Source organism: Nocardia cerradoensis NBRC 101014 (assembly GCF_000308535.1).
Lineage (GTDB): Bacteria > Actinomycetota > Actinomycetes > Mycobacteriales > Mycobacteriaceae > Nocardia > Nocardia cerradoensis.
On record NZ_BAFW01000149.1, the window covers coordinates 1 to 25,515 of the forward strand.

The following is a 25,515-nucleotide window of genomic DNA, read 5'->3' on the forward strand; positions in this document are numbered from 1 at the left end:
GCCCTGTTTTCCGGAACTGCGATTGCCGAGGAACCGGACCGGATCGAGCGGTTCGCGGGTGCCACCGGCGGAGACCACGACGCGGCGTCCCTCGAGATCGCGCGGCAGCGCGTCGGAGCGCTCGAGCAGCAAGGAGGCCAGCGCGAAGATCTCCTCCGGTTCGGGCAGGCGGCCGGGACCGGTATCGGCGCCGGTGAGCCGCCCGGAGGCCGGTTCCATCACGGTCGAGCCGTGTGCGCGCAGCGTGGCGACGTTGGCGATCGTGGCCGGATGCTCCCACATCTCGGTGTGCATCGCGGGAGCGAACAGCACCGGACATCGGGCGGTGAGCAGGGTGGCGGTGAGCAGATCGTCGGCGCGGCCGGAGGCGGCGCGCGCCATCAGATCGGCGGTGGCCGGGGCGATGACCACCAGATCGGCCTCCTGGCCGATGCGCACATGCGGCACCTCGGGCACATCGGCGAAAACCCCGGTGTGCACCGGATTGCCCGACAGCGCCTCGAAGGTGGCCTTACCGACGAACTGCAGTGCGGACTCGGTGGGAATGACTCGGACGTCGTGCCCGGTCTCGGTGAACTTGCGCACCAGCGAGCACGCCTTGTAGGCGGCGATCCCGCCGCCCACGCCGACAACGATTCGCATCTGAATCAAGCCTCTTCGGTCCGGTGGAGAGACAGCGGGTTACGACCGCAGGGTCACTCGCCCTCGGTGTGTTCGAGCAGGTCGGAGTGGATCTCGCGCATGGCGACCGAGAGCGGCTTCTCCTGCAGACCCGGCTCGACCAGCGGACCCACGTACTCGAGGATGCCGTCACCGAGCTGGTTGTAGTAGTCGTTGATCTGACGCGCCCGCTTGGCCGCGTAGATGACCAGCGCGTACTTGGACGACGTGCGCTCGAGCAACTCGTCGATCGGCGGGTTGGTGAGGCCGACCGGGGTGTCGTAGGCGGGCACGGTCTTGGTGTCGCTCACTAGGGAGGCTCCTGCGGGTCGATGGGGAGTTGCTGTCGAGACGAGTTCGCGGATCGCCCGCGGTCATCTCGAATTTGTGCTAACGAACAACGATACCAACTGCTCACAGGCCGTGGTCACGTCGTCGTTCACGATCACGATGTCGAACTCGTCACACGCGGCGAGTTCGGTCTTCGCGGTGGCGAGCCGGCGCTCGATCACCTCGGGTGATTCGGTGCCGCGGCCGGTCAGCCGGGCCACGAGTTCCTCCCAGCTGGGCGGGGCCAGAAAGACCAGCAGCGCCTCGGGCATCGCCGCTCGGACCGAGCGGGCGCCGGCGAGGTCCACCTCCACCAGGACCGGTTTCCCGGCGGCCAGTGCCGCCTTCACCGGGGCGGCCGGGGTACCCGACCGTTGCAGGCCGCCGTGAATGTCGGCCCATTCGAGTAGTTCGCCTTCTTCGATCATGGTGTCGAAGTCGGCACGGGTCACGAACCGGTAGTCGCGGCCGTCGACCTCCCCGGGCCGGGGGGCCCGGGTGGTGGCCGACACACTGAACACCAGTTCCGGCAGCCGTTCCCGGACGCAACGGACCACGGTGGACTTGCCGACGGCCGAGGGGCCGACCAGTACTACCAGCCGACCCTTCTGAGTGTGTTCGACCACCCTCGGATCAGGCTTCGAAGTCGAACTTCGCCAGCAGCGCCTTGCGCTGCCGGTCGCCCAGGCCCCGCAGGCGGCGGGTCGGCGCGATCTCCAGCTCGCTCATGATCTCGGCCGCCTTGACCTTGCCGACCTTGGGCAGGGCCTCCAGCAGCGCGGATACCTTCATCTTGCCGAGGACCTCGTCGGTCTCGGCGTCCTTCAGGACCGTCTTCAGGTCAGTGCCGCCACGCTTCAAGCGCTCCTTGAGCTCTGCCCGAGCGCGGCGAGCGGCAGCCGCCTTCTCCAAAGCAGCGGCGCGCTGCTCGTCAGTCAGCTGGGGAAGGGCCACGGTTCCTCCGTCTCATCGTTCATTGCTAGATCTACCTCCGGTAACCCGGTGGTCTCAGCGACCGTACCCACGCGGCGCTCCGATTGCGAACCCACCCCCCAGGTCAGCGCCCGATTCGGGTATTCGGGCCCGTTACCGGGCAGGTCACGCGACCGAATGCGCCCCGTCGCGGCACCGGTCCGGAGAATTTCGTCAACACGCCGATGACCTGGGGTTATCCCCTTTTCGACGGGTTCGTCGGTGGTTTCGAGGCCGGCCCGATGCGGCCGTAACCGACCCGTAATCGCGCGACCTGGAACTTTCTGAAAATTATCCGCGTGTCGCGAATTTTTACCCCAGCGTGTCGCAATGTGGCGCGCCGACGCGGACACGCTCGGCACCGGTCGGCGACACGCGGAACGGGGCCGTAAGGCACTCCGGAAGGGTCGCTGAGCCGGAAAAACACGTCTGTGTAACTTCCATCCGGGAACGGGCAGGTGCGCGCGCGAACGAGCCGCAAACGCAAACAGACCGGTCGCCTTCCGACGGGGAAATCGGTTCCGGGCACGGCGGCCCGTCGCGGATGCGATCGGCCCGGGCGCGCGAGGGCTCGCGCCGAACCCGGGCGGAACGGATCAGGCCTGCAGGAAGGCGAATTCGTCGGCGAGCTTGTGCATCTTGGTACGCATCGCCGCGACCGAGGGCCCGGCGCCGAGCAATTCCCGGGAGACGTTGGGGACCACGGCCGCCAACCGGTCCGACGGGATCAGCGCGCGGATCGACTCCGCTCCCCCGCCCTGGGCGCCGACGCCGGGCATCAGGACGGGACCGTTGAGCTTGCTCACGTCGACCGGCTCGGTGAGGGTCGCGCCGACCACGACGCCGACCGATCCGAATTCTTCCCCGGCGTTGCAGCCGGCCGCCTCGTCGATCATGATCTGCGCGACACTGCGACCGTCGGCCGCGGTGACGCGCTGCACCTGGGCGGCCTCCGGATTCGAGGTAGCTGCCAGGACGAAGACCCCGCGCCCGGCCGACCGCGCGGCCTCCAGCGCGGGCGAGACCGCACCGAAGCCGAGGTACGGCGATACCGTCACCGCATCACTGGCCAGCGGACCGTCGCCCAGCCAGGCCCGCGCGTAGGCGGCCATGGTCGAGCCGATATCGCCGCGCTTGGCATCGGCCAGCACCAGCGTGCCGGCCTCGCGCAGCGCGGCGATGGTGTCCTCGAGCACCACGATCCCGCCGGAACCGTACTCCTCGAAGAACGCCACCTGGGGTTTCACCAGCGCCACCCGGCCCGCGAACACCTCGACGCAGATGTCGGAGAACCGTTTCAGGCCCTCGACGTCTTCACCGAGTCCCCAGGCACGCAACAACTGCGGATGGGGATCGATACCGGCGCACAATGGGCCCAGCCGGCCCATCGCGTCGGCCAGCCGCGGGCCGAACGGCGTCACCGGCTCGCCCCGGCGCCCGCCAGTTCGTCCCCGGCATGAGCGGTCGGGGTCTGCGCACCGGCGGTCCCGGATTCGGCGTAGGCGTCCTCGCCGCCGTAGGCGAGCAGTTCGTCGGCCTGGGCGAGAACCTCGTCCGCGCGGGCGAGCACCGCGTCGGTGAGCGCGTCCGCCTCGGCGTCTGCCTCGTCGGGCGCCGGCTTGCGCCCGATCGGCGGGATAGCCCGGAAACCGACCGTGCTGTAGCCGCCGACGTTGCGCATCCGGCGGATGTCACCGCCTCCCGGCGGCGCCGCCTCCGCCGCGCCGAATCCCCGAATCCGCCGAGTCGTCGCCCGACCGGCCCCCGGGGGCCGGACTCCCGCGCCGAAACCGATGGCTCCCACCGTTATCTCTCCTCTTAGCCGCGCAATACGGCGTGCAGCTCCTGCAGCGAGCGCACCCCGATACCGCCGTTGATGGTTGCTTCGATGCCCTGTACGGCTGCAGCCGCACCCTGAACCGTCGTGATGCACGGAATGTTGGCGCCCACCGCGGCGGTACGAATCTCGTAGCCGTCCACGCGGGGCCCGGAGTTACCGTAAGGCGTGTTGAACACGATGTCGATCTCGCCGTCCTTGATCTGATCGACGATCGACGGTTCGATCGGCTCGCCGTTGCCGGGCGCGGGCACCGGATCGGACTGCTTGCGCACCCGCTCACACGGAATCCCGTTGCGCCGCAACATCTCCGCGGTGCCCTCGGTCGCGAGGATCCGGAAGCCCAGATCGTGCAGCCGCTTGACCGGGAACACCATGGCCCGCTTGTCACGATTGGCGATCGAGACGAACACCGTGCCGGCGACCGGCAGCGAACCGTAGGCCGCGGACTGGCTCTTGGCGAAGGCGGTACCGAAATCGGCGTCGATACCCATCACTTCACCGGTGGACTTCATCTCCGGCGACAGCAGCGAATCGATGCCGGTGCCGTCGGGACGGCGGAACCGGTGGAAGGGCAGCACCGCTTCCTTCACCGCGACCGGGGCGTCCATCGGCGCGTGCCCACCGTCGCCCTCGGCGGGCAGGATGCCCTCCTTGCGCAATTCGGCGATGGTCGTACCCAGCATCACCCGCGCGGCGGCCTTGGCCAGCTGCACACCGGTCGCCTTGGAGACGAACGGCACGGTCCGGCTGGCACGCGGATTGGCCTCGAGTACGTAGAGCACGTCGTCCTTGAGCGCGTACTGCACGTTGAGCAGGCCCTTGACGCCGATGCCCTTGGCCAGCGCGGCGGTCGAGCGGCGGACCGCCTCGATATCGCTGCGGCCCAGGGTGATCGGCGGCAGTGCGCACGCCGAGTCGCCGGAGTGGATGCCGGCCTCCTCGATGTGCTCCATCACGCCGCCGAGGTAGACCTCCTCGCCGTCGCAGAGCGCGTCGACGTCGATCTCGATGGCGTCTTCCAGGAAGCGGTCGACCAGCACCGGATGTTCCGGGCTCAGTTCGGTGGCGCGGGAGATGTAGCCCTCGAGCGAATTCTCGTCGTAGACGATCTCCATACCGCGCCCGCCCAGCACATACGACGGGCGGACCAGCACCGGATAACCGATCTGCGCCGCGATCTGCTTGGCCTGCTCGAACGTGGTGGCGGTGCCGTACTTCGGCGCGGGCAGACCGGCGGCGACCAGGACGTCGCCGAATTCGCCGCGATCCTCGGCCAGGTCGATCGCCGCCGCGGAGGTGCCGACCACCGGCACTCCGGCGTCGGTGAGCCGCTGCGCCAGACCCAGCGGCGTCTGCCCGCCGAGCTGCACGATCACCCCGGCGACCCGGCCCGACTCCGATTCGGAGTGGTACACCTCGAGCACGTCCTCGAAGGTCAGCGGCTCGAAGTAGAGGCGGTCGGCGGTGTCGTAGTCGGTGGACACGGTCTCCGGGTTGCAGTTGACCATGACCGTCTCATACCCGGCCTGCGACAACGTCTGCGCGGCGTGCACACAGGAGTAGTCGAATTCGATGCCCTGGCCGATGCGGTTGGGCCCGGAGCCGAGGATGATCACCTTGTCGCGCTCGGGCTGCGGCGCCACCTCCGACTCGGCGGCCGGATCGAGTTCGTAGCTCGAGTAGTGGTAGGGCGTCTTGGCCTCGAATTCGGCCGCGCAGGTGTCGACCGTCTTGTAGACCGGCCGGATGCCGAGGCGGTGGCGCAGCTCGCGCACGCCGTTCTCACCCGCCAGCTCCGGTCGCAGCACGGCGATCTGGCGATCGGACAGGCCGTTGTGCTTGGCGTAGCGCAGCAACGGCTCGTCGAGCACCGGCGCCTGGGCGATCTCGGCGCGCAGGTCGACCAGTCCGGCGATCTCGGCGACGAACCACGGGTCGATGCCAGAGGCCTGCGCGACGTCCTCGATGCTCGCGCCCAGTCGCAGCGCCCGCTCCACCTGGTAGAGCCGGCCCTCGGTCGGCACGCGCAGATCGTCGAGGATTTCCGCGACATCGGTCCAGCGACCATCGGGCTGGGTCCAGAACCCGGCCGCCTTGGTCTCCAGCGAGCGCAGCACCTTGCCGAGCGCCTCGGAGAAGTTGCGGCCCAGGCTCATCGCCTCACCGACCGATTTCATGGTGGTGGTGAGCGTCGGGTCGGCGCCGGGGAACTTCTCGAAAGCGAACCGCGGCGCCTTCACGACCACGTAGTCGAGCGTCGGCTCGAAACAGGCCGGGGTTTCCTTGGTGATGTCGTTGACGATCTCGTCGAGCGTGTAGCCGATGGCCAGCTTCGCCGCGATCTTGGCGATCGGGAAGCCCGTCGCCTTGGAGGCCAGCGCGGACGAACGCGAGACGCGCGGATTCATCTCGATGACGATCAGGCGCCCGTCGCGCGGATCCACCGCGAACTGGATGTTGCAGCCGCCGGTGTCGACGCCGACCTCCCGCAGAATCGCGATACCGAGATCGCGCATCTTCTGGTATTCGCGGTCGGTGAGGGTCATGGCCGGGGCGACGGTCACCGAGTCACCGGTGTGCACACCCATCGGGTCCACGTTCTCGATCGAGCAGACGATGACCACGTTGTCGCGGCCGTCGCGCATCAGCTCGAGCTCGTATTCCTTCCAGCCGAGGATCGATTCCTCGATGAGGACGTTCGCGGTGGGCGAGGCGGCCAGGCCGCCGCCGGCGATGCGGTCGAGGTCCTCGTCGTCGTAGGCCATGCCCGAGCCCAGGCCGCCCATGGTGAACGACGGCCGCACGACCACCGGGAAGCCCAGTTCCGCGACGGTTTCGCGCACCTCGTCCATGGTGTAGCAGACCTTGGACCGGGCCGACTCGCCGCCGACCTTGGCGACGATGTCCTTGAACTTCTGGCGGTCCTCACCGCGCTGGATGGCCTCGAAGTCGGCGCCGATCAGCTCGACGTTGTACTTCTCCAGCACCCCGTTCTCGTGCAGCGCCACCGCGGTGTTGAGTGCGGTCTGGCCGCCCAGGGTCGCGAGGATGGCGTCGGGACGCTCCTTGGCGATGACCTTCTCGACGAATTCCGCGGTGATCGGCTCGACGTAGGTGGAGTCGGCGAATTCCGGGTCGGTCATGATCGTCGCCGGGTTGGAGTTCACCAGCGACACCCGCAGGCCCTCGGACCGCAGCACCCGGCACGCCTGGGTGCCGGAGTAGTCGAATTCGCAGGCCTGGCCGATGACGATCGGCCCGGAGCCGATGACCAGGATGTGGTTCAGGTCGGTGCGGCGTGGCATCAGGCTTCCTCCATCAAACCCGCGAAGCGGTCGAACAGGTAGGCGGCGTCGTGCGGCCCCGCGGCGGCCTCCGGGTGGTACTGCACGGAGAACGCGCGACCGTCCACCAGGCGCACCCCCTCGACGGTGCCGTCGTTGGCGCAGGTGTGGCTGACCTCCGCGGCGCCGAACGGGGTGTCGAAGCGCTGTCCGGCCTCCCCTTCGAGCGCGAAGCCGTGGTTCTGCGCGGTGATCGAGACCGCGCCGGTGGCGTGATCGATGACCGGGACGTTGATGCCGCGGTGGCCGAACTTCATCTTGTAGGTGCCCAAGCCCAGCGCGCGGCCCAGGATCTGGTTGCCGAAGCAGATTCCGAACAGCGGAAGTCCTTCGCCCAGAACGGATTTGGTCAGCTCGACCGCATCGTCCTGAGTGGCCGGGTCGCCGGGTCCGTTGGAGAGGAAGACACCGTCGGGCTTCAGCTCCTTGATCTGGTCCAGCGTCACGCCGGAGGGCACCACGTGCACCCGGATGCCACGCTCGGCGAACATGCGCGGGGTGTTGGTCTTGATACCCAGATCGACCGCGACCACGGTGAACCGGTGCTCACCGACGGGCTCGATGGTGTACACGCCGTCGGTGGAGACCTCCCCGGCCAGATCGGCGCCGAGCATCGAGGCCTGACCGGTGACCCGGCTCAGCAACTCCTCGGTCGAGGCCGCGGCGGCGTCACCGCTGAAGATGCCCGCCTTCATCGACCCGCGGGTGCGCAGGTGGCGCACCAGCGCGCGGGTGTCGATCCCGGCGATGCCGACGATGTGCTGGCGTTCCAGCTCGTCCTGCAGGGTCGTGGTCGCGCGCCAGTTCGAGGCCCGCTTCGCGGGGTCGCGGACCGCGTACCCGGCGACCCAGATGCGGTTCGACTCGTCGTCCTCGTCGTTCCAGCCGGTGTTGCCGATCTGCGGGGCGGTGGCCACCACGATCTGGCGGTGGTAACTGGGGTCGGTCAGGGTTTCCTGATAGCCGGTCATCGCGGTGCAGAACACCGCCTCGCCCAGCGTCTCGCCCTCGGCGCCGAACCGCCGGCCCCGGAACACCCGTCCGTCCTCGAGCACCATCACCGCGGCGCGGTCGCTCATTCGCTCACCTCGTTCACCAGAATTCCAGCCTTCACGTCTATTCGTCTCCCGTCGCCGCGCCGGTCTGTCCCGTCGCGGATATGGCCGTCCAGGCCGGATACACCGTCTTGTCGTCGCCGCGGAACCCGGTATCGACCTCGGTTCCCGTCGGCAGCTTCCAGCGAATAACCAGCACACCATTGTCGGTCATCACCTTGCCTGCGTGGCCGCGTTCGGTGCGGACCGCGGTGATGGACTCCTGCGGAATCCAGATCACCTCCGCGCCGTCGCGTTCCAGCAGGATCCCGCGTTCGAAGCGAGTCAGCTCCGCCGTGGCCCGGAAACCCAGATCCCCGACCACGATGCGGTTCTGCCAGCTCGGAGCCAGCGTGGTCCCCGTGTACAACCCGGTCGTCGGCTCGAGCACCTGCGCGCCCAGATCCGCCGGCACCGTCGGCAGCTCCCCGACCGAGGAGGCCTGCTTGCGGGCCCGTACGAGCCAGGAGCGATACATCAACCAGAGGAACAGGACGAACACGACAGCCAGCCCGATCACCCACAGTGTTCGCTCCATTATTGCCCCACTCTCCCCGCCAGGGCGGTCGTCACCACTCCGTCGCGGGCGGTGATCCGCCCGCGCAGCATCGTGGCGGCGACCTTGGCGGGCAGGGTCATCGCCTCGTACGGCGTGTTGTCGGAAATGCTCGCCAGCTCCCGCGCCCGCACGGTCCACGACGCATCCGGGTCGATGAGGGTCAGATTGGCCGGTTCACCGACCGCGATCGGACGGCCCTGATCGTCGAGCCCGGCGATGCGCGCCGGGTTCTCGCTCATCACCTTCGCCACCCCACGCCAGTCGAGCAGGCCCGGAGCGACCAGGGTCTCGACGATGATCGACAGCGCGGTCTCCAGCCCCAGCATGCCGGGACGGGCGGCGGCGAACTCGCAGCACTTCTCCTGTTCGGCATGCGGGGCGTGGTCGGTGGCCACGCAGTCGATCACCCCGTCGGCCAGGGCCTTGCGCAGCGCCTGGGCGTCGGAGGCCTCGCGCAGCGGCGGATTGACCTTGTTCACCGCGTCGTAGGTCTCCAGCCGCGAATCGTCGAGCAGCAGATGATGCGGCGTGACCTCGGCGGTGATCGAAATCCCTTGCGCCTTGGCCCATTTCACCAGTTCGACGGTGCCGGCGGTGGAGGCGTGGCAGATGTGCACCCGGGCTCCGGCATCGCGGGCCAGCAGCGCGTCGCGGGCCACGATCGACTCCTCGGCCGCACGCGGCCAGCCGGCCAGGCCCAGCCGGGCGGCGTTCGGGCCCTCGTGCGCGACGGCGCCCTGGGTGAGCCGCGGCTCCTCGGCATGCTGGGCGATCAGCACGCCGAGAGATTTCGCGTACTCGAGCGCGCGCCGCATGATCAGCGGGTCGTAGACGCAGTGCCCGTCGTCGGAGAAGATCCGCACCCGGCCCTCACCGGCGGCCATGGTGCCCATCTCGGCCAGTTGCTTGCCGGCCAGGCCGACCGTCACCGCGCCGACCGGATGCACATCGACCAGCCCGACCTCCTGCCCGCGCCGCCACACGTGATCGGTGACGACCGACGTGTCGGCCACGGGATAGGTGTTGGCCATCGCGAACACCGCGGTGTAGCCACCCAGTGCCGCTGCGGCCGAACCGCTTTCGATGGTCTCGGTGTCCTCGCGGCCGGGTTCGCGCAAGTGGGTGTGCAGGTCGACGAAGCCGGGGAGCAGGATCCGGCCGTCCGCCTCCAGCACCTCGGCATCGGTGGCGACCTCGACACCGTCGACGGCCGCATCGGATCGTGCGCCGAGCGCGACGATCACACCGTCGCGCACCAGCACGTCGACCGGCTCACCCTCGCCGTAGGGCCGCACGCCCCGGATAACCAGATCGCTCACGCGCGCTCACCTTCCACGTCGAAGCTCATGCGGTGTCGATGCGCATGAGTGGGGGCCTGCGGGGTTACGCAGGCTGCCGCCTCCGGCCCTGTACCACTCATGCGGTGTCGATGCGCATGAGTGGGGGCCTGCGGGGTTACGCAGGCTGCCGCCTCCGGCCCTGTACCACTCATGCGACGGCCTCCCCCGCGCCGACCAGCAGGCGGAACAGCACCGCCATGCGCATGTGCACACCGTTGGTGACCTGTTGCAGCACTGCGGCTTTCGGTGAATCGGCGACCGCCGAGGCGATTTCCATACCGCGCAGCATCGGACCCGGGTGAAGGACGACCGCGTCGTTGTCGAGCAGGGCCATGCGCCGCTCGTTCAGTCCGTAGGCGATGGAGTATTCGCGGGCCGACGGGAAGAAGCCGCCGTTCATCCGCTCGGCCTGTACCCGCAGCATCATCACCGCGTCCGCACCGGGCAGCGCGGCGTCGAGTGAATGCGAGACCTGCACCGGCCACTGCTCGACCCCGACCGGCAACAGGGTGCGCGGCGCGACCAGCACCACCTCGGCGCCCAGGGTGTCGAGCAGGAAGGCGTTGGACCGCGCGACGCGGCTGTGCAGGATGTCGCCGACGATCACGATGCGCTTACCCGCCAGCTCGCCCAGTCGCTGTCGCAGCGTCAGTGCGTCCAGCAGGGCCTGGGTCGGATGTTCGTGCGTGCCGTCGCCGGCGTTGACGATCGCGGGACCGGTTCCGGTGTAGCCGCCCGAACCGGCGTCCAATTCGCCGAACCAGCGGGCGATCTGATGGGCCGCCCCGGAGGCCGGATGCCGCACGATCAGCGCGTCGGCGCCCGCGGCGTGCAGGGTCAGCGCGGTATCGCGCAGCGACTCGCCCTTCGACACCGAGGAACTCGAGGCGCTGACATTGATGACGTCGGCGCTCATCCACTTGCCCGCGACCTCGAACGAGACCCGGGTGCGGGTGGAGTTCTCGAAGAACACGGTCATCACGGTGCGGCCGCGCAGGGTGGGCAGTTTGCGGACCTCACGGCCGAGCAGCGCCTGTTCGAAGCGCTGGGCGTCGTCGAGGAGTTCGGTGGCGGTGGTGCGGTCTAGATCGGTGACCGAGAGCAGATGCCTCACCGCTCATCCCCCTGATGCAGATAGACGCCGTCGTGACCGTCGTGCTCGCTGAGCAGGACGGACACGTCCTCACTGCGCGAGGTGGGCACGTTCTTGCCGACGTAGTCGGCGCGGATCGGCAGTTCCCGGTGGCCGCGATCGACCAGCACCGCCAGCTGCACCGCACGCGGGCGGCCCAGATCGCGCAGTCCGTCGAGCGCCGAGCGCACGCTGCGACCGGAGAACAACACGTCGTCGACGAGAACGACCAGCGCGTCGTCGATGCCGCCCTCGGGGACCGAGGTCCGTTCCAGCGGGCGATGCGGGCGGTTGCGCAGATCGTCGCGATAGAGGGTGATGTCGAGCGAACCGAGCGCGGGACGCACGCCGGAGAATTCCTCGATGCGATCGGTCAGCCGCGCGGCGAGGGTGGTGCCGCGGGTGGGGATGCCGATCAGCACCACCCGGGGCGCCTCGGGATCCGACGAATCCAGTGCCGTCTTCTCGATGATCTGATGCGCCATGCGCGCGATGGTCCGGCCGACATCGGGGGCGGACAACAGTTCACGCCCGGCGCGGACCCACTCGGGGTCGTGCCGCTGCGAATATTCGGCAGCGCTCGACCTGGCGGCCCGTTCTTCGGGCGCGACGCGGCCGCCGCGCTCTTCGGGCACGGCCATGCCGACCTCCTTCCCCGCCTCACCGGACGGTCCGTTAAAGGATGTCTTTTCGATGCCTGAGCGTAGCAGCGCCGCCCCGGCCTCCCGTCGGCGGGGGTCCCGCTGTGAGCCCCGCCACCTGCGGCTATGCCGACACATCACGCAGGCGGTGCGACCATTGGCCGGGACTGTTTCATACAGCGTAAACCGAATGTGGGATGCTCGGAGGGTGAGCAACGAAGCCGACTTCACCGAGCCCCGCCGGATCACCTTCCGCGGCCACGGCGGCATCGCCCTGGCCGGGGAGAGCTGGGGGCCGGCCGACGGCCCGCTGGCGGTCTTCCTGCACGGCGGCGGCCAGACCCGGCACTCATGGAAGGAATCGGGCGCCGCGCTGGCGAAGGTGGGAATGCACGCGGTCCTGCTGGACGCCCGCGGTCACGGCGAGAGCGACTGGGCTCCGGACGGCGACTACTCCCGTGCGGCGATGACCTCCGACCTCCTGGACATCCTCGCCGAACTCGACCGGCCCGCGATCGTGGTCGGCGCGAGCATGGGCGGATTGACCGCCCTGCTGGCAACGGCCCGCCCCGGCCGCGAGCGCATCGCCGGACTCGTTCTGGTCGACGTCGTCCCGCGCCCGGAACACAAGGGCGTGGAACGGGTCATGAACTTCCTCGGCGGCCATCCCGAGGGCTTCGCCTCCCTGGAGGAAGCCGCCGACGCGGTGGCCGAATATCTGCCCCACCGCCGCCGGCCGCGCAACCCGGAGGGCCTGCGGCGCAATCTGCGGCTGCGCGAGGACGGGCGCTGGTATTGGCACTGGGATCCGGCGATGATGTCGAGCCGGCCGGAGGACATCGAACTGCAGACCAGCGACCTCGAGGAGGCCGCCCGCGCACTCGAGATCCCGGTGCTGCTGGTGCGCGGACGCCTGTCGGACGTGGTCAGCGAACAGGGCGTCGCCGACTTCCGCGCGCTGGTGCCCCAGATGGAGTACGTCGAGATCACCGGTGCCGCCCATACCGCCGCGAGCGATGTCAACGACGAATTCTCCGATGCGGTGGTCGATTTCGTGCGGGCGCATCTGAGCTGATCCGGGCCGCCCGGATCGGCGCCGGACGCCGGCGCACCCGACGCTTGAACATATGTTCGATAGAACGTAGATTCGAACGCATGTCGACACCGCTGCAGAGATCGCTGTTCGACGGCTTCGGCGATATCGAGCTGGGACCGTTGGACGGCGTGTGCCGCACCCAGCTGACCGAGGGCGCGTGGGTCGACCTGCTGCCGGGATGGTTGCGCGGGGCCGACGAACTGTTCGAGCGGCTGGCCACTCGTGTGCCGTGGCGAGCCGACCGCCGCCCGATGTACGACCGCGTGGTGGACGTGCCGCGACTGCTGCGGTATTACGGCGAGAACGAGACCTGGCCGGATCCGATCCTAGAGGATGCCCGCGCGGCGCTGAGCGGCCACTACGGCCCGGAACTGGGCGAACCGTTCCACACGGCCGGTCTGTGTTACTACCGCGACGGTGAGGACAGCGTGGCCTGGCACGGTGACACCATCGGCCGCGGTTCCACCCACGACACCATGGTCGCGATCCTGTCGATCGGTGCGCCGCGGGCCCTGCTGCTGCGTCCGCGCGGCGGCGGCGCGAGCATCCGCCATCACGTCGGGCACGGCGATCTCCTCGTGATGGGCGGCTCCTGCCAGCGCACCTGGGAACATGCGGTGCCGAAGACGCGGCGGCCGGTGGGTCCGCGGATCAGCATCCAGTTCCGTCCGCGCGGGGTCCGCTGACAACCCGGCGACGGCGGATTGTCACCGCGGCCCGCTAGATTGGGCGGATGGAGTCCATCGGGGCGGGAATTCTGGCGGCCATGCCGTTGCACACACTCAGCGATGTGCACGGCGAGGAAGGGCTGCGGCAGCGGCTGCTGCTCGAATCGCAGCGCAAACTGGCCGATCCCGAACGGGTCGACGCGGCACTGGAATTCGTGGCCGACCTGCACCGCGACGACAACTACGGCCGCGAGCCGTATCTGAATCATCTGCTGCGGGTGGCGATCCGCATCGTGAGCCACTACGAGGTGCACGACACCGATCTGGTGCTCGCCGGACTCCTGCACGATGCCGTCGAGGATCATGCCGACGACCTGGTCGCCCTCCGCGATGAGCACGATCCGGGCGCGGACTCCGCTGCGGCGGCCCTCGCGGTGCTGACCCGGCGCTTCGGCGAACGGGTATCGAATCTCGTTGCGGCGGTGACCAATCCGGCGCACGACTCGGACGAGGACCGGCATATCCGATACCGCGACCACGTCGCCGCGAGCCTGGACCGCGATCCGTGGGCCCGGGTGGTGAAGATCTCCGATTTCACCGACAACGGCGTCGGCATCCTCTATGCCGACGAACAGGCCGTCATGTCGAAACTCGCCACCAAATACCGGCCGCTCACCGCGGTCTATCGCGAACTGATCACCCGCCCGGACACGCCACTGGCGCCGCACGTCAAGCAGCACATTCTCGAACAGCTCGACACGGCCGACGCCCGCTTCGACGTGATCCTCGCCGCCGGGGACGACTGAGCGGTCAGGAGCGGTCGCGGCGCAGGATGAAGAAGTAGGGGTCGCTCAGCCCGCGCATATCCATCACACCGAGCAGGGTGTCCTCGTCGACGCGACGAAAGATGTCGACGATGGGCAGGTGGTCGTAGATCATGGCCGCGCTGACCTTGCCGCGGAATTCGATCTCGCGCAGGCGCGCACGACCGGCGCGGGTCCGCAGCAGCGGGCGCAACACCGGCAGCATGCGCCGCGCCGCCCGAAATCCCGCCGCCGGCAGGGTTCCGGCCAGCCCCAACGGCACCCGGCGGGGATCGACCGGAAAGACCCGGCCGTCGGGCCCGGCGAACAGCAGCGGCTGCACCTCGTCCGGAGAGTCGAACTGCTTTCCGTACCAGCCGGATTCGACGAGCACACCGGCCCACGGATGTCCGGTGTCCAGTTCGTCGCCGGTCCAGCGGCCGGTGGTGATCTCGGTGACCGCGACCTCCGGCAGGCTGTCGTACAGCTGCCACGCCTGCTCCGGGGTCGTGCGACCCGCGCGAAGTTCCGCCAGACGGGCCGTACTCGCACCGGCCATCCCTACCTCCTGGACCTCTCGCGGACCGTTCCGCCTCGGAAGGATGACACACATCGGCCGGGACACCTCAACACCTTCGGTCACGAAGACGTAGTTTCGGCCACGGTTTCCGCGGGCGTGACGCAGACCACGCACCGGCGGGCTGGACCTCGAGTGCGGTTGAGGGACCAGACTCGGGGCAGATCGGTTGCGGCCGATCGTCCGGACCACCGGGCTCCGGACGCGCCCCTGCCGCCCACGTACACCCCGGCAGGGGCGCACTGCTGTCGGCGCCCGTCGGTAGGCTTTCGCCCATGCAGCCGAGCCTCGCACCCGACGTGGCCGCCGCCAACTTACTCACCGGAAAGTGGTGCGCCGCAGCGGGTTCCGACGATTTCGTCGTGTCCGGCTGTGGGATCTGGCCGCTGCTCGCGCTCCTGGCCGCGACGGCCGGCGAGCCGGCCCGCGGCGAACTCACCGCGGCGGCGGGCATTCCCGCGGCATCCGCCCACGACGCCGCGATCACCCTGCTGCGCCGGATCGAGGCCGCCGAATCCGTACGCGCGGCACTCGGGGTGTGGGTGCGCGACGATATCGCGCTGCGCGACGAGTGGATCCGCACCCTGCCGCCGGGGACGGTCGCCGCGTTGCGCGGTCCGGACGGGCTCGACGACTGGGCGCGTCGCCATACCGACGGCCTGATCGACCGTTTCCCGGCTCGGATCGGCGCGGCGACCGCATGCGCACTGGCCACCGCCGTCGTCGCCCGCACCGCGTGGCGGCAGAGCTTCCACGCCGATGTGCTGGAACCGTCGAGCGGTCCGTGGCAAGGCCATCGCGGGCCCGCTCTCGCGCGCTACAGCACCGACCTCGGCGATGCCTCCGTGCTGCTGGCCGGCACACCCGTCTCGCGCGTGGTGGTGCGCGGCGCGTCCGATCTGGATGTGCATCTGCTGCTCGGCGAGGACGGTGTCACCGCCCCGGCGGTGCTGGCGGCAGGGCTGGGAGCACTCGACGGTTCGGTGGAGACGCACCGGCCCGGACTCGGCACCGTCGCGCCCGGGCTCGAGGTTCGGCAGGTGACCGCCGTATCGGACACCCTGCGAATCCAGGTGCCACCCTTCGTCGTTCGATCCACCCACGACCTGCTGCGCGAGCCGGAGCTGTTCGGCCTGACCGCGGCGACCACCGCCGCGGACAACCCGTTCCCCGGCCTCTCGCCGGTCGCGCTGCGGGTGACGGCGGCTGCCCAGGACGTCTGCGCCCGGTTCACCGCGGACGGTTTCGCGGCCGCGGCCGTCACCGCGGTCCTCATGGAACCGACCGGCATGCCACCGGCGCCGGCCGCCGCGCTGATGATCGCGGTGAACGTCGATCGTCCCTTCGGCTTCCTCGGGGTCCACCGGCCCACCGGGCTGGTGATCGTGGCCGGCTGGATCGCCACTCCCGCGTCGTGAACCGCCCCGCAGGACGCGAGCGGACCGGCACGCGCCGGCGTGCGCCGTGGTGCGATGATGGCCGGATGTCCGAACCGGTGGCACCCGAGCGCAACGCACGGGACCCGGAGACGGAGGAAGCCTCCGCACCGCGTGTGCTGGACTGGATCCGCATCGCCGTTCTCGCGGTGGGTGTTCTGTGTGTGCTGACCGGATGGCTGCCGCGCGCCGACGCCGAGGCGAACATGCGCCGGATCGGGCCGTTGCTGCTGTTCCTCGGCAGCGTGATCGTGCTGGCCCATCTGGCCCGGCGCGCACAGGTTTTCGACGTGATCGCCCATCGGATCGCGATCGCCGGGCGGGGGCGCTACCCGGCGCTGTTCGTACTCTGCGTCGGCTTCGCGTCCGTGACGACGATGGTGCTCAACCTCGACACCACCGCGGTCCTGCTGACACCGGTCATGCTGGCCTTGGCCCGGCCCGCGCGGATTCCCCCGTTGCCGCTGGCCATGACGACGTTGTGGCTGGCGAATACCGCGAGCCTGCTGCTGCCGGTGTCCAACCTCACCAATCTGCTCGCCGCCGACCGCATCGGACTCGATGCCACCGGATTCGCGGCCAGAATGTGGCTACCCCAGCTGATCTCGCTCGCCGCGACCATGGCGGCCCTGTGGATCTGGTACTGGCGGCGCGGCCGCCGCGGCACCGATCGCTACGTGGCACCGCCCCCGATCCGGCTGGAGAATACGCGGGAACGGGCGCTGTTCGCGACGGCCGGCGGCGCCTGCGCGCTGTTCGTCCTGGCGATTCCGTTCGTCGGCGACCACATCGGCTACGCCGCACTCGCCGCGGCCGTCCTCGCCATCGCCGGCTTCGCCGTGTTCGATCGCGATGCGCTGCGGCCGTCGCTGATCCCGTGGCAGCTGCTGATCTTCGTCATCGGGTTGTTCCTGGTCATCCCGACTCTGGGCCGCTACGGACTCTCGGATCTGATGGCCGCGCTGATCGGCACGGATTCCGGTGCGGCCGGGGCCTACCGCGCGGCCGGGGCGGGCCTCGGGCTGTCGAATATCGTCAACAACCTGCCCGCCTACACCGCGGGTGAGGCGGTGATACCGCCCGAGCACCGAGACCAGTTGCTGTCCTTGCTGATCGGCACGAACGTCGGCGCGATCGCCACCCCGTGGGCCTCGCTGGCGACGCTGTTGTGCCTGGAGTTCTGCCGATCCCATGCGATCCGGGTGCCGCCGGTGCGGTTCGTCTGCACCGGGCTGGCGCTGGCCGTGGTCGCGACCGCGGGCGCGGTGGGCGGCGTTCTGCTCACGGGCTGACCACGGCGAGCACCACCTGCCGCACGGCCGCTCGTAATCTCTCGCTTTCCCCCTCGCGCACCGCGGCGAGCGCGTAATCGCTGCCCAGCATGCCGAACAGCAGGTGGCCCACCGCCTCGGCGTCGAGTTCCGGACGCGCCTCGATCAGCAGCTTCGTGATGTGTTCCGCCCAGGTGGCGTGGAATTCGGAGGTACGCGGATGCGGGGGCACGCTGCGGTAGGCGGCGACCATCAGTTCGACATTGTCGGCGACCATCGTGGCCATCGCGTCGAAGAAGGCGAGCAGCCGCTCCCCCGCCGGCGCGCCCGGGCCCAGCGGCGGCGGGCCGTCGGTGATCGCCGACCGCAGCGTTTCGGCCGGTTCGGCGACCATCGCGTGCAACAGCCCGGCGCGCGAGCCGAAACGATGAAACACCGTGCCTTTGCCGACTCCCGCCGTGGCCGCCACACGGTCCATGGTCACAGCCTCGGCTCCACCCTCTGCCAGCAGCGCCCGGGTCGCATCGAGGATTGCACGGCGGTTGCGCGCCGCATCGGCTCGTTCTCTGCGCTGCTGCGCCACTGTGCACTCCAGTCCGTTGACAAACTTGACCGACGGTCCATATTCTTCCCTACGGAATATCTGGACCGTTAGTCAAGTTATGAGGTCGATATGCAGGCAATCGTAATGACCGAGGTCGGCGGACCCGAGGTCCTCGTCGCGCGCGACGTGGACGAGCCCAGCCCCCAGCCCGGCGAGGTGCTGATCCGGGTGGAGGCGGTGCCGGTGCTGTACCCGGAGACGATGTTGCGTTCGGGCATGTACCCGACGCCGAAGCCGACGCCCACGGTTTTCGGGACCCAGGCGGTCGGCGTCGTCACCGCCGTCGCCGACGACGTCGACCCGGAATGGAAAGGACAGCGAGTCCTGGTGGCGCGCAACGACTTCGGCAGCTACGCCGAGTGGATGTGCGCCCCGGCCGAATCCGCGGTCCGTATCCCGGACGGATTGGCGAGTGATGCCGCCGCGGCGGTCGCGATGAGCGGATCGGTGGCCCTCGCCCTGCTGGAGGCCGCGGCACTCACCGGAACCGAAACCGTCCTGATCGAGGCCGCGGCCACCGGCATCGGCGGTTACCTCACCCAGTTGGCGGCCCGATCCGGCGCCGCACACATCATCGCCACCGCCGGCGGGACGGCCAAAACCGAGCGCGCCCGCGACCTCGGCGCGCACACGGTCGTCGACCACCGCGATCCGGACTGGCCGCGGCATCTCGGCGCACGCCTCGACACCACCACCGTCGACGTGGTTTTCGACTCGATCGGCGGCGAGAGCGCCGCGGCCGTCCTCGATCTCATGACCCCGCTGCGCGGCCGGATGCTCGGCTACGGCTGGCTGTCCGGCACCCCCGCTCAGCTCACGACCATGGATCTGATCATGCGCGGACTCACCTTCACCGGCTGCTCCGGACCGCAGTGGCTGGCCGGGGTGGCGGCGCAGCGAGCGGCGGCGTTCGAACTCGCCGCCACCGGTGACCTCACGATACTGATCGACAGCGTGCTACCGCTGGCGGATGCGGCCGAGGCCCATCGACGGGTCGACGACCGCGCTACCTTCGGCACGATCATCCTGCGACCCGAGACCGCCTGAGCGCAGGACCGGGCTCACTTCGGTTGCGCCAGACAGAATGTCGTCTGCGGATCCGACAGTGTGATCACACTGTCGGACTCCGGGCCGCACAGCGTGTCGTCGGATTGTCCGTCGATGCGCTGGGCGACACGGAAACTCGCCTCCGAGGAGGTGCAGTCGGCGTACTTGTACCCACTGAGCGGCGAATCCGCATAGCACAGCCCCGCTTTGAAATTCGGGGCCAGGCACAGATACGCCAGCGTGCCGCCGTTGAGGGTTTCCTCGTACGAGGTGAAATCGGCGCCGCAGTCCACCTTGTCGTTGTGGACCTGGGCGACCTTGTAGACGGCTTTGTCGGAGGCGCAGGCGACGGGTTCGGTATCGGAATCGACGGCCGAGGCGTTGATCACGTTGATGCAGTCGCCGACCTTCGCGCGGGCGGTATCGGATTTGTTGTGATCCTTGGCGACCTGAACCCCCTTGTCGACACCTTTTTCCACCGCCGAGCAACCGGTCGTGACGAGGGTTACCGCCGCGACGATCGCCGGGGCGAGACGCAGCGCCGCACGCGCTGTCGCCGAATTGAACCGCATCCGTTCCACCTTTTCTAGGTCAAGTGACCGGAACAGTATGCGGACCCGGCGGGGATCCGGGAAATTTAGCGGGTTTGTCCGAATTCAGGAGCACGAACCGCGAGCGCGACTCAGCCCGTGATCTCCCATTCGTGAATCGTCAGCTCGGAGGCGCCGGTGGTGTGGATGGGATCGGTGAACACCAATTCCCTTGCGGCCGAGAGGTCTTCGGCCAGCACCAGGTACGCCCCGCCGCTGCCGTCGGTGAAGCGGCCGGTGCAGTCCAGCTGACCTCGCGCCCGCACATCGGCCAGCCATTCGCGGTGCGGTTCGATGACCGCGTCGGACCAGGCCGAGGTGCGCATCGCGAGAACGAGATATTTGATCATCACGCCCCGCCGTCGCGGCGAGTCGCGGCCGCGGCGGCACGGATCTGGTCGGCCAGCGACACGATACGGCCGAGCACGCCGTTGACGAACGCGGGCGAATCGTCGGTCGACAGTTCCTTCGCCAGTTCGACGGCCTCGTCGACCGCGACCACGGGCGGAACGTCGTTGACGTGGAACAACTCCCACACCGCCACCCGCAGAATGGCGCGGTCCACCGCGGGCAACCGGCCCAGGGTCCAGTCCTGCAGATAGGACTCGATGGTGCCGTCGACGCGGTCCAGATCGTCGGCGACGCCTTCGACCAGGGTGCGGGTGTAGGGATTCACCGGGGCGACCTGTTCGTCGCGACCGGCCAGGTCCAGACGCTCCGCGACCAGATCGGCCGGGTCGACGTCACGCGCCTCGGCCTCGAAGAGCAGATCCACGGCCCGGCGGCGGGCCTTGTGCCGGGCTCCGAGTTTCTTGTGGGTGGACTTCTTGTCCACGGGCTGATCAGCCACGATCACCATTATCCCGTTCGCAGTGTCGACGGCGGCGCGTGCGTTACCGGAAAGCCGGTACGCGCGCGCCGCCCATGGTTCCGGCGCCGGGCCGGTGGATCCGCCAGGATCAGGCGTTGACCCGGCCCAGGTAGCCGCCGTCGCGCGAGTCGATCTTCAGCTTGTCGCCGACGTTGATGAACAGCGGCACCTGCACCTCGGCACCGGTCTCCAGGGTCGCGGGCTTGGTGCCGGCGCTGGAGCGGTCGCCCTGCAGGCCGGGCTCGGTATGGGTGACCTCGAGTTCGACCGTGACCGGGAGCTCGACGTACAGCGGCGCGCCCTCGTGGGTGGCGACCTGCACGGTCATGTTCTCCAGCAGGAAGCCGGCGCCCTTGCCGATGGTCCGCTCGTCGATGCCGATCTGGTCGAAGGTCTCGCCGTCCATGAAGATGTAGTCCGACCCGTCGTGGTACAGGTAGGTCATGTCCCGGCGGTCCACGGTGGCGGTCTCCACCTTCACGCCGGCGTTGAACGTCTTGTCGACCACCTTGCCGGACAGCACGTTCTTCAGCTTGGTCCGCACGAACGCGGGACCTTTACCCGGCTTGACGTGCTGGAACTCGATGATCTGCTGGAGCTGACCGTCGATCTTCAGCACGAGGCCGTTCTTGAAGTCGCTGGTGTCCGCCACTGTCCTCGGATCTCCTTGTTAGTACTGTTCGACGTTCTGTGAGCCGGGCCGTAGGGCCCGGCCCGGTGGGGCAGCCGGGGTCAGTCGACCACGGTGAGGTCTCTGGTGGTGTGGGTGAGCAATTCCGGACCCCCCGCACGAACCACGAGCGTGTCCTCGATGCGAACTCCGCCGCGGCCGGGGAAATACACACCTGGCTCGACGGTCACCGCCACGCCATCCAGAAGTGTACCGGTCGCGGTTTTGGCGACCGGAGGCGCTTCGTGGATCTGCAGTCCGACGCCGTGCCCGAGGCCGTGCACGAACAGGTCGCCGTGCCCGGCCGACTCGATCACCGAGCGGGCCGCGGCATCGACCGCGGCGCACGACGCACCGGGCTTCAGTGCCGCACGGCCGGCCTGTTGCGCCTCGTACACGAGCTGATAGATCTCGCGCTGCCAGTCGGTCGGCTCGCCGAGGACCAGCGTGCGCGTCATATCCGAGTGGTAGCCGCCGACCACCGCGCCGAAATCGAGCTTCACGAAATCGCCGGCGGCCAGGATCGCCTCGGTCGGGCGATGATGCGGCACTGCGGAATTGGCGCCGGCGGCCACGATGGTCTCGAAGGCGATCGCGTCGGCGCCGTGCTCGAACATCAGCCATTCCAGCTCGCGGGCGACCTGGCGCTCGGTGCGGCCCGGGCGCAGCCCGCCTCGTTCGAGGAGGGTGGCCAGCGCGGCGTCGGCGGCCGCACACGCCGTCCGCAACTGCTCGACCTCGTAGTCGTCCTTGACCGTGCGGAGTTGTTCGACCAGACCGGGCGCGGCAACGAATTGGAGCCCGCTGCCCTGCTCGACGAAGCCGCGGTGCTGGTCGACCGTCACGACGTGACTTTCGAAGCCGACCCGGCCGATCTGCCATTCCCCGGCCAGTTCGACCAATCGCCGGGCACTGGCGCGAGCGATCTCGGCGCGCACGTCGGGCACCTGTTCGCCGACCTGGGTGAGGTAGCGGCCGTCGGTGCAGATGACCGTCCGCTCCCCGTCCTCTCCCACCTGGCTGCCGTCCCAGGAGTGCACCAGCAGGGCGGCGTTGGAGCCGGTGAAGCCGGTCAGGTACCGGATATTCACCAGATCGGTCACCAGCAGGGCATCGACCCCGTTCTCCACCAACAGGTCTCGCAACCCGGCCCGACGCGCAGCGTGGTCGGGACGCCGGGCACCGTCATCAGCAGACATGGCTGCCACGCTACCGCTGTCGTGTTGCGAGGCCGTCACGCCGTCTCCCGCGCCCACGGCCGCGACCGGCGGCGAGCGGGTGTTACCCATCGGGTGTTCACAACTGTTGCGGTTGTCCACATTTCAGGTTCGCGGGCAGGGGTGGCCCCTCGCCGGCGAGAGACGATGGCTGCCATGACCACCGCCGCCTATCTCGCCTTGATCGTCTGGTGCGTTGCGCTCAGCGTGATCGATATCCGGACCGGGCGCCTGCCCGATGTGCTCACCCTGCCGGGTGCGGCGATCGTGCCGGTGCTCGCGGCCTCGACCGGCCGTGCCACCGCGGCGATCGCCGGCGCACTGCTGCTCGCCGTGCCGTATCTGCTGACGCATCTGATCGATCCGGCGGCGTGCGGGGCCGGAGATGTGAAATTGGCACTCGGCACCGGTGCGGCCGCGGCATGCGGCGGGCCGTCCTGCTGGGTGTGGGCCGCGATCGGAGCGCCTCTGCTGACCGCCTCGGCCGGGGTCGGCGTGCTGGTCGCGACAGCGGTGGCCGCGCGCGCCGCGACCGGAGATCCGGACCGTCGTCGCGGTCTGTTCGGCGCGTCGATCACCGTGCCACACGGGCCCGCGATGTGCCTGGCTACCGTTGCGGCACTGTGGCCCACGGTGTAGCCGCGCGGACACCGATGTCCGGGGAACCGTTGTGACGTGGAAAGATGGAGGTCGTGTTGCGCTGGATTACTGCTGGTGAGTCTCATGGTCCCGCTCTTGTCGCCATCGTCGAGGGGATGGTGGCCGGTGTCGAGGTGACCTCGGCCGATATCGCCGCGCAACTGGCGCGGCGGCGACTGGGCTACGGTCGTGGCGCGCGGATGAAGTTCGAGGCCGACAAGATCACCGTGATCGGCGGTATCCGCCACGGCAAGACCATGGGCGGCCCGGTCGCGATCGAGATCGCCAACTCCGAATGGCCGAAGTGGACCGAGGTCATGGCCGCCGACCCCGTCGACGAGGCCGAACTGGCCGAACTGGCCCGCAACGCTCCGCTGACGCGCCCGCGCCCGGGCCACGCCGATTACTCGGGGATGCTCAAGTACGGCTTCGACGACGCCCGCAACGTGCTCGAACGCGCCAGCGCCCGCGAGACCGCCGCCCGTGTCGCCGCGGGCACCGTGGCCCGGCAGTTCCTGCGCCAGGCCCTCGGGGTCGAGGTCGTCTCCCATGTGGTCTCGATCGGCACCGCGGCGGCCCGCCCGGGTTTCGTGCCCACCGCCGCCGATCTCGAGGCCGTGGACGCCAGCCCGGTCCGCGCATTCGATCCCGAGGCCGAGACCGCGATGATCGCCGAGATCGAGGCCGCCAAGAAGGACGGCGACACCCTCGGCGGCGTCGTCGAGGTCGTGGTCACCGGACTGCCGGTCGGGTTGGGATCGTTCGTCAGCGGCGAGCAGCGCCTGGATTCGCGGCTGGCCGCGGCCCTGATGGGCATCCAGGCCATCAAGGGTGTCGAGGTCGGCGACGGATTCGAGACCGCACGTCGTCGCGGCAGCGCCGCGCACGACGAAATGCGTCCCGGCCCCGACGGGGTGCTGCGCTCCACCAACCGCGCCGGTGGCCTCGAGGGCGGTATGACCAACGGCGAGGCCCTGCGCGTGCGCGCGGCGATGAAGCCCATCTCCACCGTTCCGCGCGCGCTGTCGACCGTGGATATGGCCACCGGCGACGAGGCCGTGGCCATCCATCAGCGCTCCGACGTCTGTGCCGTGCCCGCCGCCGGTGTCGTCGCCGAGGCCATGGTGGCGCTCGTGGTCGCGCAGGCCGTGCTGGAGAAGTTCGGCGGCGATTCCCTCGCCGAGACCGTCGACAACCTCACGACGTATCAGAAGCGTGTCCAGACCCGCCCGCATATCCCGGGCGTCGTGGCGTCGGAGGCATGAATGGCTGATCCCGCGCGCGGCACCGCCCGGGTCCGGCGCCCGGGACAGCCGTCGTGATCGTTCGCAGCGACCCCAGCCGGCCCAGCGTGATCCTCATCGGCCCGCCCGGTGCCGGTAAGTCCACGATCGGGCGCAAACTCGCCCGCGAACTCGGCGTCTCGCTCTACGACACCGACGCCGGGATCGAACAGGACACCGGTCGCAGCATCCCCGACATCTTCGCCACCGACGGCGAACCGGAATTCCGGCGCATCGAGGAACGCGTCGTGCGCCGCGCGATCCTCGCCGAACACGGCGTCGTCTCCCTCGGCGGCGGCGCGATCCTGTCCGCGGCGACGCGGGAGTTGTTGCGCGGACGCACGGTGGTGTACCTGGAGATCAGCGTGTCCGAGGGACTGCGCCGGACCGGGGCGTCGACGAATCGTCCGCTGCTCAACGGCGACGATCCGAGCGCGAAGTATCGCGAACTGATGCGCGTGCGGCGCCCGCTCTACCGCGAGGTGGCCTCCATCCGGATTCGCACCGACGGTCGCAGCCCCGGCCGCGTCGTCCGTGCCATTCTGGCCAAACTCGGCATCGAACCGGCCGAAATCCCCGCGCCACAACAGGATTCGCCGAGCACCGAGCCCACCGGCACTCGCCGCTCCCGTTCCCGGGGGCGCCGTCGCCGCACGCGCGCCGCGGCCGACGCCACCCAGCCCACCGCCACATCCGGCGAAACCGAAGCCGCACAGCCGGATTCGCCCGAGACGGACCGCACTCAGCCGCGGCGCCGGGCCCGGCGATCCCGGCGCGGCGGCCGCCGGCACTCCCGCAACCGGACCAGCACCCCGCCCGAGGCGGCGCCCA

General features: G+C 69.4%; 27 protein-coding genes and 1 pseudogene. 9 read left to right on the forward strand and 19 right to left on the reverse strand.

Going from position 1 to position 25,515, the window contains the following annotated elements:
• The 12 genes from coaBC to pyrR form a co-directional block, all read right to left on the reverse strand.
• Nucleotides 1-642, reverse strand: a 642-nt coding sequence (gene coaBC, locus ON23_RS16190) for a bifunctional phosphopantothenoylcysteine decarboxylase/phosphopantothenate--cysteine ligase CoaBC (RefSeq protein ID WP_039779180.1), incomplete at its 3' end; no start/stop codon positions are given.
• A gap of 53 nt (nt 643-695) precedes the next feature.
• Nucleotides 696-971 (reverse strand): DNA-directed RNA polymerase subunit omega, encoded by a 276-nt coding sequence (gene rpoZ, locus ON23_RS16195; RefSeq protein WP_025350704.1) that lies wholly within the window; start codon nt 969-971, stop codon nt 696-698.
• Nucleotides 972-1,034: 63 nt separating this feature from the next.
• Nucleotides 1,035-1,616 (reverse strand): guanylate kinase, encoded by a 582-nt coding sequence (gmk, locus tag ON23_RS16200; RefSeq protein ID WP_039779181.1) that lies wholly within the window; start codon nt 1,614-1,616, stop codon nt 1,035-1,037.
• Between the two features lie 7 nt (nt 1,617-1,623).
• The gene (mihF, locus tag ON23_RS16205) at nt 1,624-1,944 is read right to left on the reverse strand and encodes an integration host factor, actinobacterial type (protein ID WP_030513994.1); all 321 of its coding nucleotides are present in this window, start codon (nt 1,942-1,944) and stop codon (nt 1,624-1,626) included.
• Between the two features lie 614 nt (nt 1,945-2,558).
• Nucleotides 2,559-3,383, reverse strand: a complete 825-nt coding sequence (pyrF, locus tag ON23_RS16210) for an orotidine-5'-phosphate decarboxylase (RefSeq protein ID WP_039779182.1) — start codon at nt 3,381-3,383, stop codon at nt 2,559-2,561.
• Nucleotides 3,380-3,766 carry a hypothetical protein gene (locus ON23_RS16215; RefSeq protein ID WP_039779183.1) on the reverse strand — a complete coding sequence of 129 codons (387 nt, stop codon included), beginning with the start codon at nt 3,764-3,766 and terminating at the stop codon, nt 3,380-3,382. The genes pyrF and ON23_RS16215 overlap by 4 nt, the downstream gene beginning before the upstream one ends.
• Nucleotides 3,767-3,780: 14 nt before the next feature.
• Nucleotides 3,781-7,107, reverse strand: a complete 3,327-nt coding sequence (gene carB, locus ON23_RS16220; protein ID WP_039779184.1) for a carbamoyl-phosphate synthase large subunit — start codon at nt 7,105-7,107, stop codon at nt 3,781-3,783.
• Nucleotides 7,107-8,225 (reverse strand): glutamine-hydrolyzing carbamoyl-phosphate synthase small subunit, encoded by a 1,119-nt coding sequence (gene carA, locus ON23_RS16225; RefSeq protein ID WP_039779185.1) that lies wholly within the window; start codon nt 8,223-8,225, stop codon nt 7,107-7,109. The genes carB and carA overlap by 1 nt, the downstream gene beginning before the upstream one ends.
• A 37-nt stretch (nt 8,226-8,262) precedes the next feature.
• Nucleotides 8,263-8,778 carry a PH-like domain-containing protein gene (locus ON23_RS16230; RefSeq protein ID WP_039779186.1) on the reverse strand — a complete coding sequence of 172 codons (516 nt, stop codon included), beginning with the start codon at nt 8,776-8,778 and terminating at the stop codon, nt 8,263-8,265.
• Nucleotides 8,778-10,118 (reverse strand): dihydroorotase, encoded by a 1,341-nt coding sequence (locus tag ON23_RS16235; protein WP_039779187.1) that lies wholly within the window; start codon nt 10,116-10,118, stop codon nt 8,778-8,780. The genes ON23_RS16230 and ON23_RS16235 overlap by 1 nt, the downstream gene beginning before the upstream one ends.
• A gap of 169 nt (nt 10,119-10,287) precedes the next feature.
• The gene (locus tag ON23_RS16240) at nt 10,288-11,253 is read right to left on the reverse strand and encodes an aspartate carbamoyltransferase catalytic subunit (protein ID WP_039779188.1); all 966 of its coding nucleotides are present in this window, start codon (nt 11,251-11,253) and stop codon (nt 10,288-10,290) included.
• Nucleotides 11,250-11,912 (reverse strand): bifunctional pyr operon transcriptional regulator/uracil phosphoribosyltransferase PyrR, encoded by a 663-nt coding sequence (gene pyrR / locus ON23_RS16245; RefSeq protein ID WP_039779189.1) that lies wholly within the window; start codon nt 11,910-11,912, stop codon nt 11,250-11,252. The genes ON23_RS16240 and pyrR overlap by 4 nt, the downstream gene beginning before the upstream one ends.
• Before the next feature lie 208 nt (nt 11,913-12,120).
• Here pyrR and ON23_RS16250 point away from each other — a divergent pair, with 208 nt between their 5' ends.
• The 3 genes from ON23_RS16250 (at nt 12,121) to ON23_RS16260 (ending at nt 14,482) form a co-directional block, all read left to right on the forward strand.
• Entirely contained in the window at nt 12,121-12,987 is an 867-nt protein-coding gene (locus ON23_RS16250) for an alpha/beta fold hydrolase (RefSeq protein WP_039779190.1), read from the forward strand.
• A gap of 80 nt (nt 12,988-13,067) precedes the next feature.
• Nucleotides 13,068-13,694, forward strand: coding sequence for an alpha-ketoglutarate-dependent dioxygenase AlkB (locus ON23_RS16255; RefSeq protein ID WP_039779191.1), 627 nt, complete (start codon nt 13,068-13,070; stop codon nt 13,692-13,694).
• Between the two features lie 47 nt (nt 13,695-13,741).
• Nucleotides 13,742-14,482: an HD domain-containing protein gene (locus ON23_RS16260; protein WP_039779192.1), complete on the forward strand. Its 741-nt coding sequence runs from the start codon at nt 13,742-13,744 to the stop codon at nt 14,480-14,482.
• A gap of 4 nt (nt 14,483-14,486) precedes the next feature.
• On the opposite strand, the gene ON23_RS16265 is transcribed toward ON23_RS16260, so the two are convergent.
• Entirely contained in the window at nt 14,487-15,038 is a 552-nt protein-coding gene (locus ON23_RS16265) for a DUF4334 domain-containing protein (RefSeq protein WP_039779193.1), read from the reverse strand.
• 293 nt (nt 15,039-15,331) lie between these two features.
• On the opposite strand from ON23_RS16265, the gene ON23_RS16270 reads away from it, so the two are divergent.
• The gene (locus ON23_RS16270; protein ID WP_039779194.1) at nt 15,332-16,474 is read left to right on the forward strand and encodes a serpin family protein; all 1,143 of its coding nucleotides are present in this window, start codon (nt 15,332-15,334) and stop codon (nt 16,472-16,474) included.
• Nucleotides 16,475-16,539: 65 nt separating this feature from the next.
• The gene (locus ON23_RS16275) at nt 16,540-17,784 is read left to right on the forward strand and encodes an ArsB/NhaD family transporter (RefSeq protein ID WP_083904010.1); all 1,245 of its coding nucleotides are present in this window, start codon (nt 16,540-16,542) and stop codon (nt 17,782-17,784) included.
• Here ON23_RS16275 and ON23_RS16280 read toward each other — a convergent pair.
• Nucleotides 17,774-18,346 carry a TetR/AcrR family transcriptional regulator gene (locus ON23_RS16280; RefSeq protein ID WP_039779195.1) on the reverse strand — a complete coding sequence of 191 codons (573 nt, stop codon included), beginning with the start codon at nt 18,344-18,346 and terminating at the stop codon, nt 17,774-17,776. The genes ON23_RS16275 and ON23_RS16280 overlap by 11 nt on opposite strands.
• Nucleotides 18,347-18,436: 90 nt before the next feature.
• Here ON23_RS16280 and ON23_RS16285 point away from each other — a divergent pair, with 90 nt between their 5' ends.
• Entirely contained in the window at nt 18,437-19,414 is a 978-nt protein-coding gene (locus tag ON23_RS16285; RefSeq protein ID WP_039779196.1) for a quinone oxidoreductase family protein, read from the forward strand.
• Nucleotides 19,415-19,428: 14 nt separating this feature from the next.
• Here the strand turns inward: ON23_RS16285 and ON23_RS16290 are convergent, their stop codons facing one another.
• The 5 genes from ON23_RS16290 to ON23_RS16310 all read right to left on the reverse strand — a co-directional run bounded on the left by ON23_RS16290 (nt 19,429) and on the right by ON23_RS16310 (nt 22,744).
• Nucleotides 19,429-19,986, reverse strand: coding sequence for an LppU/SCO3897 family protein (locus tag ON23_RS16290; RefSeq protein ID WP_039779199.1), 558 nt, complete (start codon nt 19,984-19,986; stop codon nt 19,429-19,431).
• A gap of 110 nt (nt 19,987-20,096) precedes the next feature.
• Complete coding sequence (locus ON23_RS16295; protein ID WP_036502665.1) at nt 20,097-20,354, reverse strand: YciI family protein; 258 nt, start codon at nt 20,352-20,354, stop codon at nt 20,097-20,099.
• A complete protein-coding gene (gene nusB, locus ON23_RS16300; protein ID WP_051042761.1) occupies nt 20,354-20,863 on the reverse strand; it encodes a transcription antitermination factor NusB in 510 nt (169 codons plus the stop codon). Before nusB ends, ON23_RS16295 begins: the two co-directional genes overlap by 1 nt.
• 100 nt (nt 20,864-20,963) lie before the next feature.
• A complete protein-coding gene (gene efp, locus ON23_RS16305; RefSeq protein WP_036502667.1) occupies nt 20,964-21,527 on the reverse strand; it encodes an elongation factor P in 564 nt (187 codons plus the stop codon).
• Between the two features lie 80 nt (nt 21,528-21,607).
• Nucleotides 21,608-22,744, reverse strand: coding sequence for a M24 family metallopeptidase (locus ON23_RS16310; protein WP_039779201.1), 1,137 nt, complete (start codon nt 22,742-22,744; stop codon nt 21,608-21,610).
• A 174-nt stretch (nt 22,745-22,918) separates the two neighbouring features.
• Between ON23_RS16310 and ON23_RS16315 the strand changes: the two genes are divergently transcribed.
• The 3 genes and pseudogenes from ON23_RS16315 to ON23_RS39260 all read left to right on the forward strand — a co-directional run.
• Nucleotides 22,919-23,401, forward strand: a complete 483-nt coding sequence (locus ON23_RS16315; RefSeq protein WP_039779203.1) for an A24 family peptidase — start codon at nt 22,919-22,921, stop codon at nt 23,399-23,401.
• A gap of 44 nt (nt 23,402-23,445) precedes the next feature.
• The gene (aroC, locus tag ON23_RS16320; RefSeq protein WP_083904011.1) at nt 23,446-24,666 is read left to right on the forward strand and encodes a chorismate synthase; all 1,221 of its coding nucleotides are present in this window, start codon (nt 23,446-23,448) and stop codon (nt 24,664-24,666) included.
• 56 nt (nt 24,667-24,722) lie between these two features.
• Nucleotides 24,723-25,238: pseudogene (locus ON23_RS39260) on the forward strand (shikimate kinase); the annotation flags it as partial.
• Nucleotides 25,239-25,515: the final 277 nt, after the last annotated feature.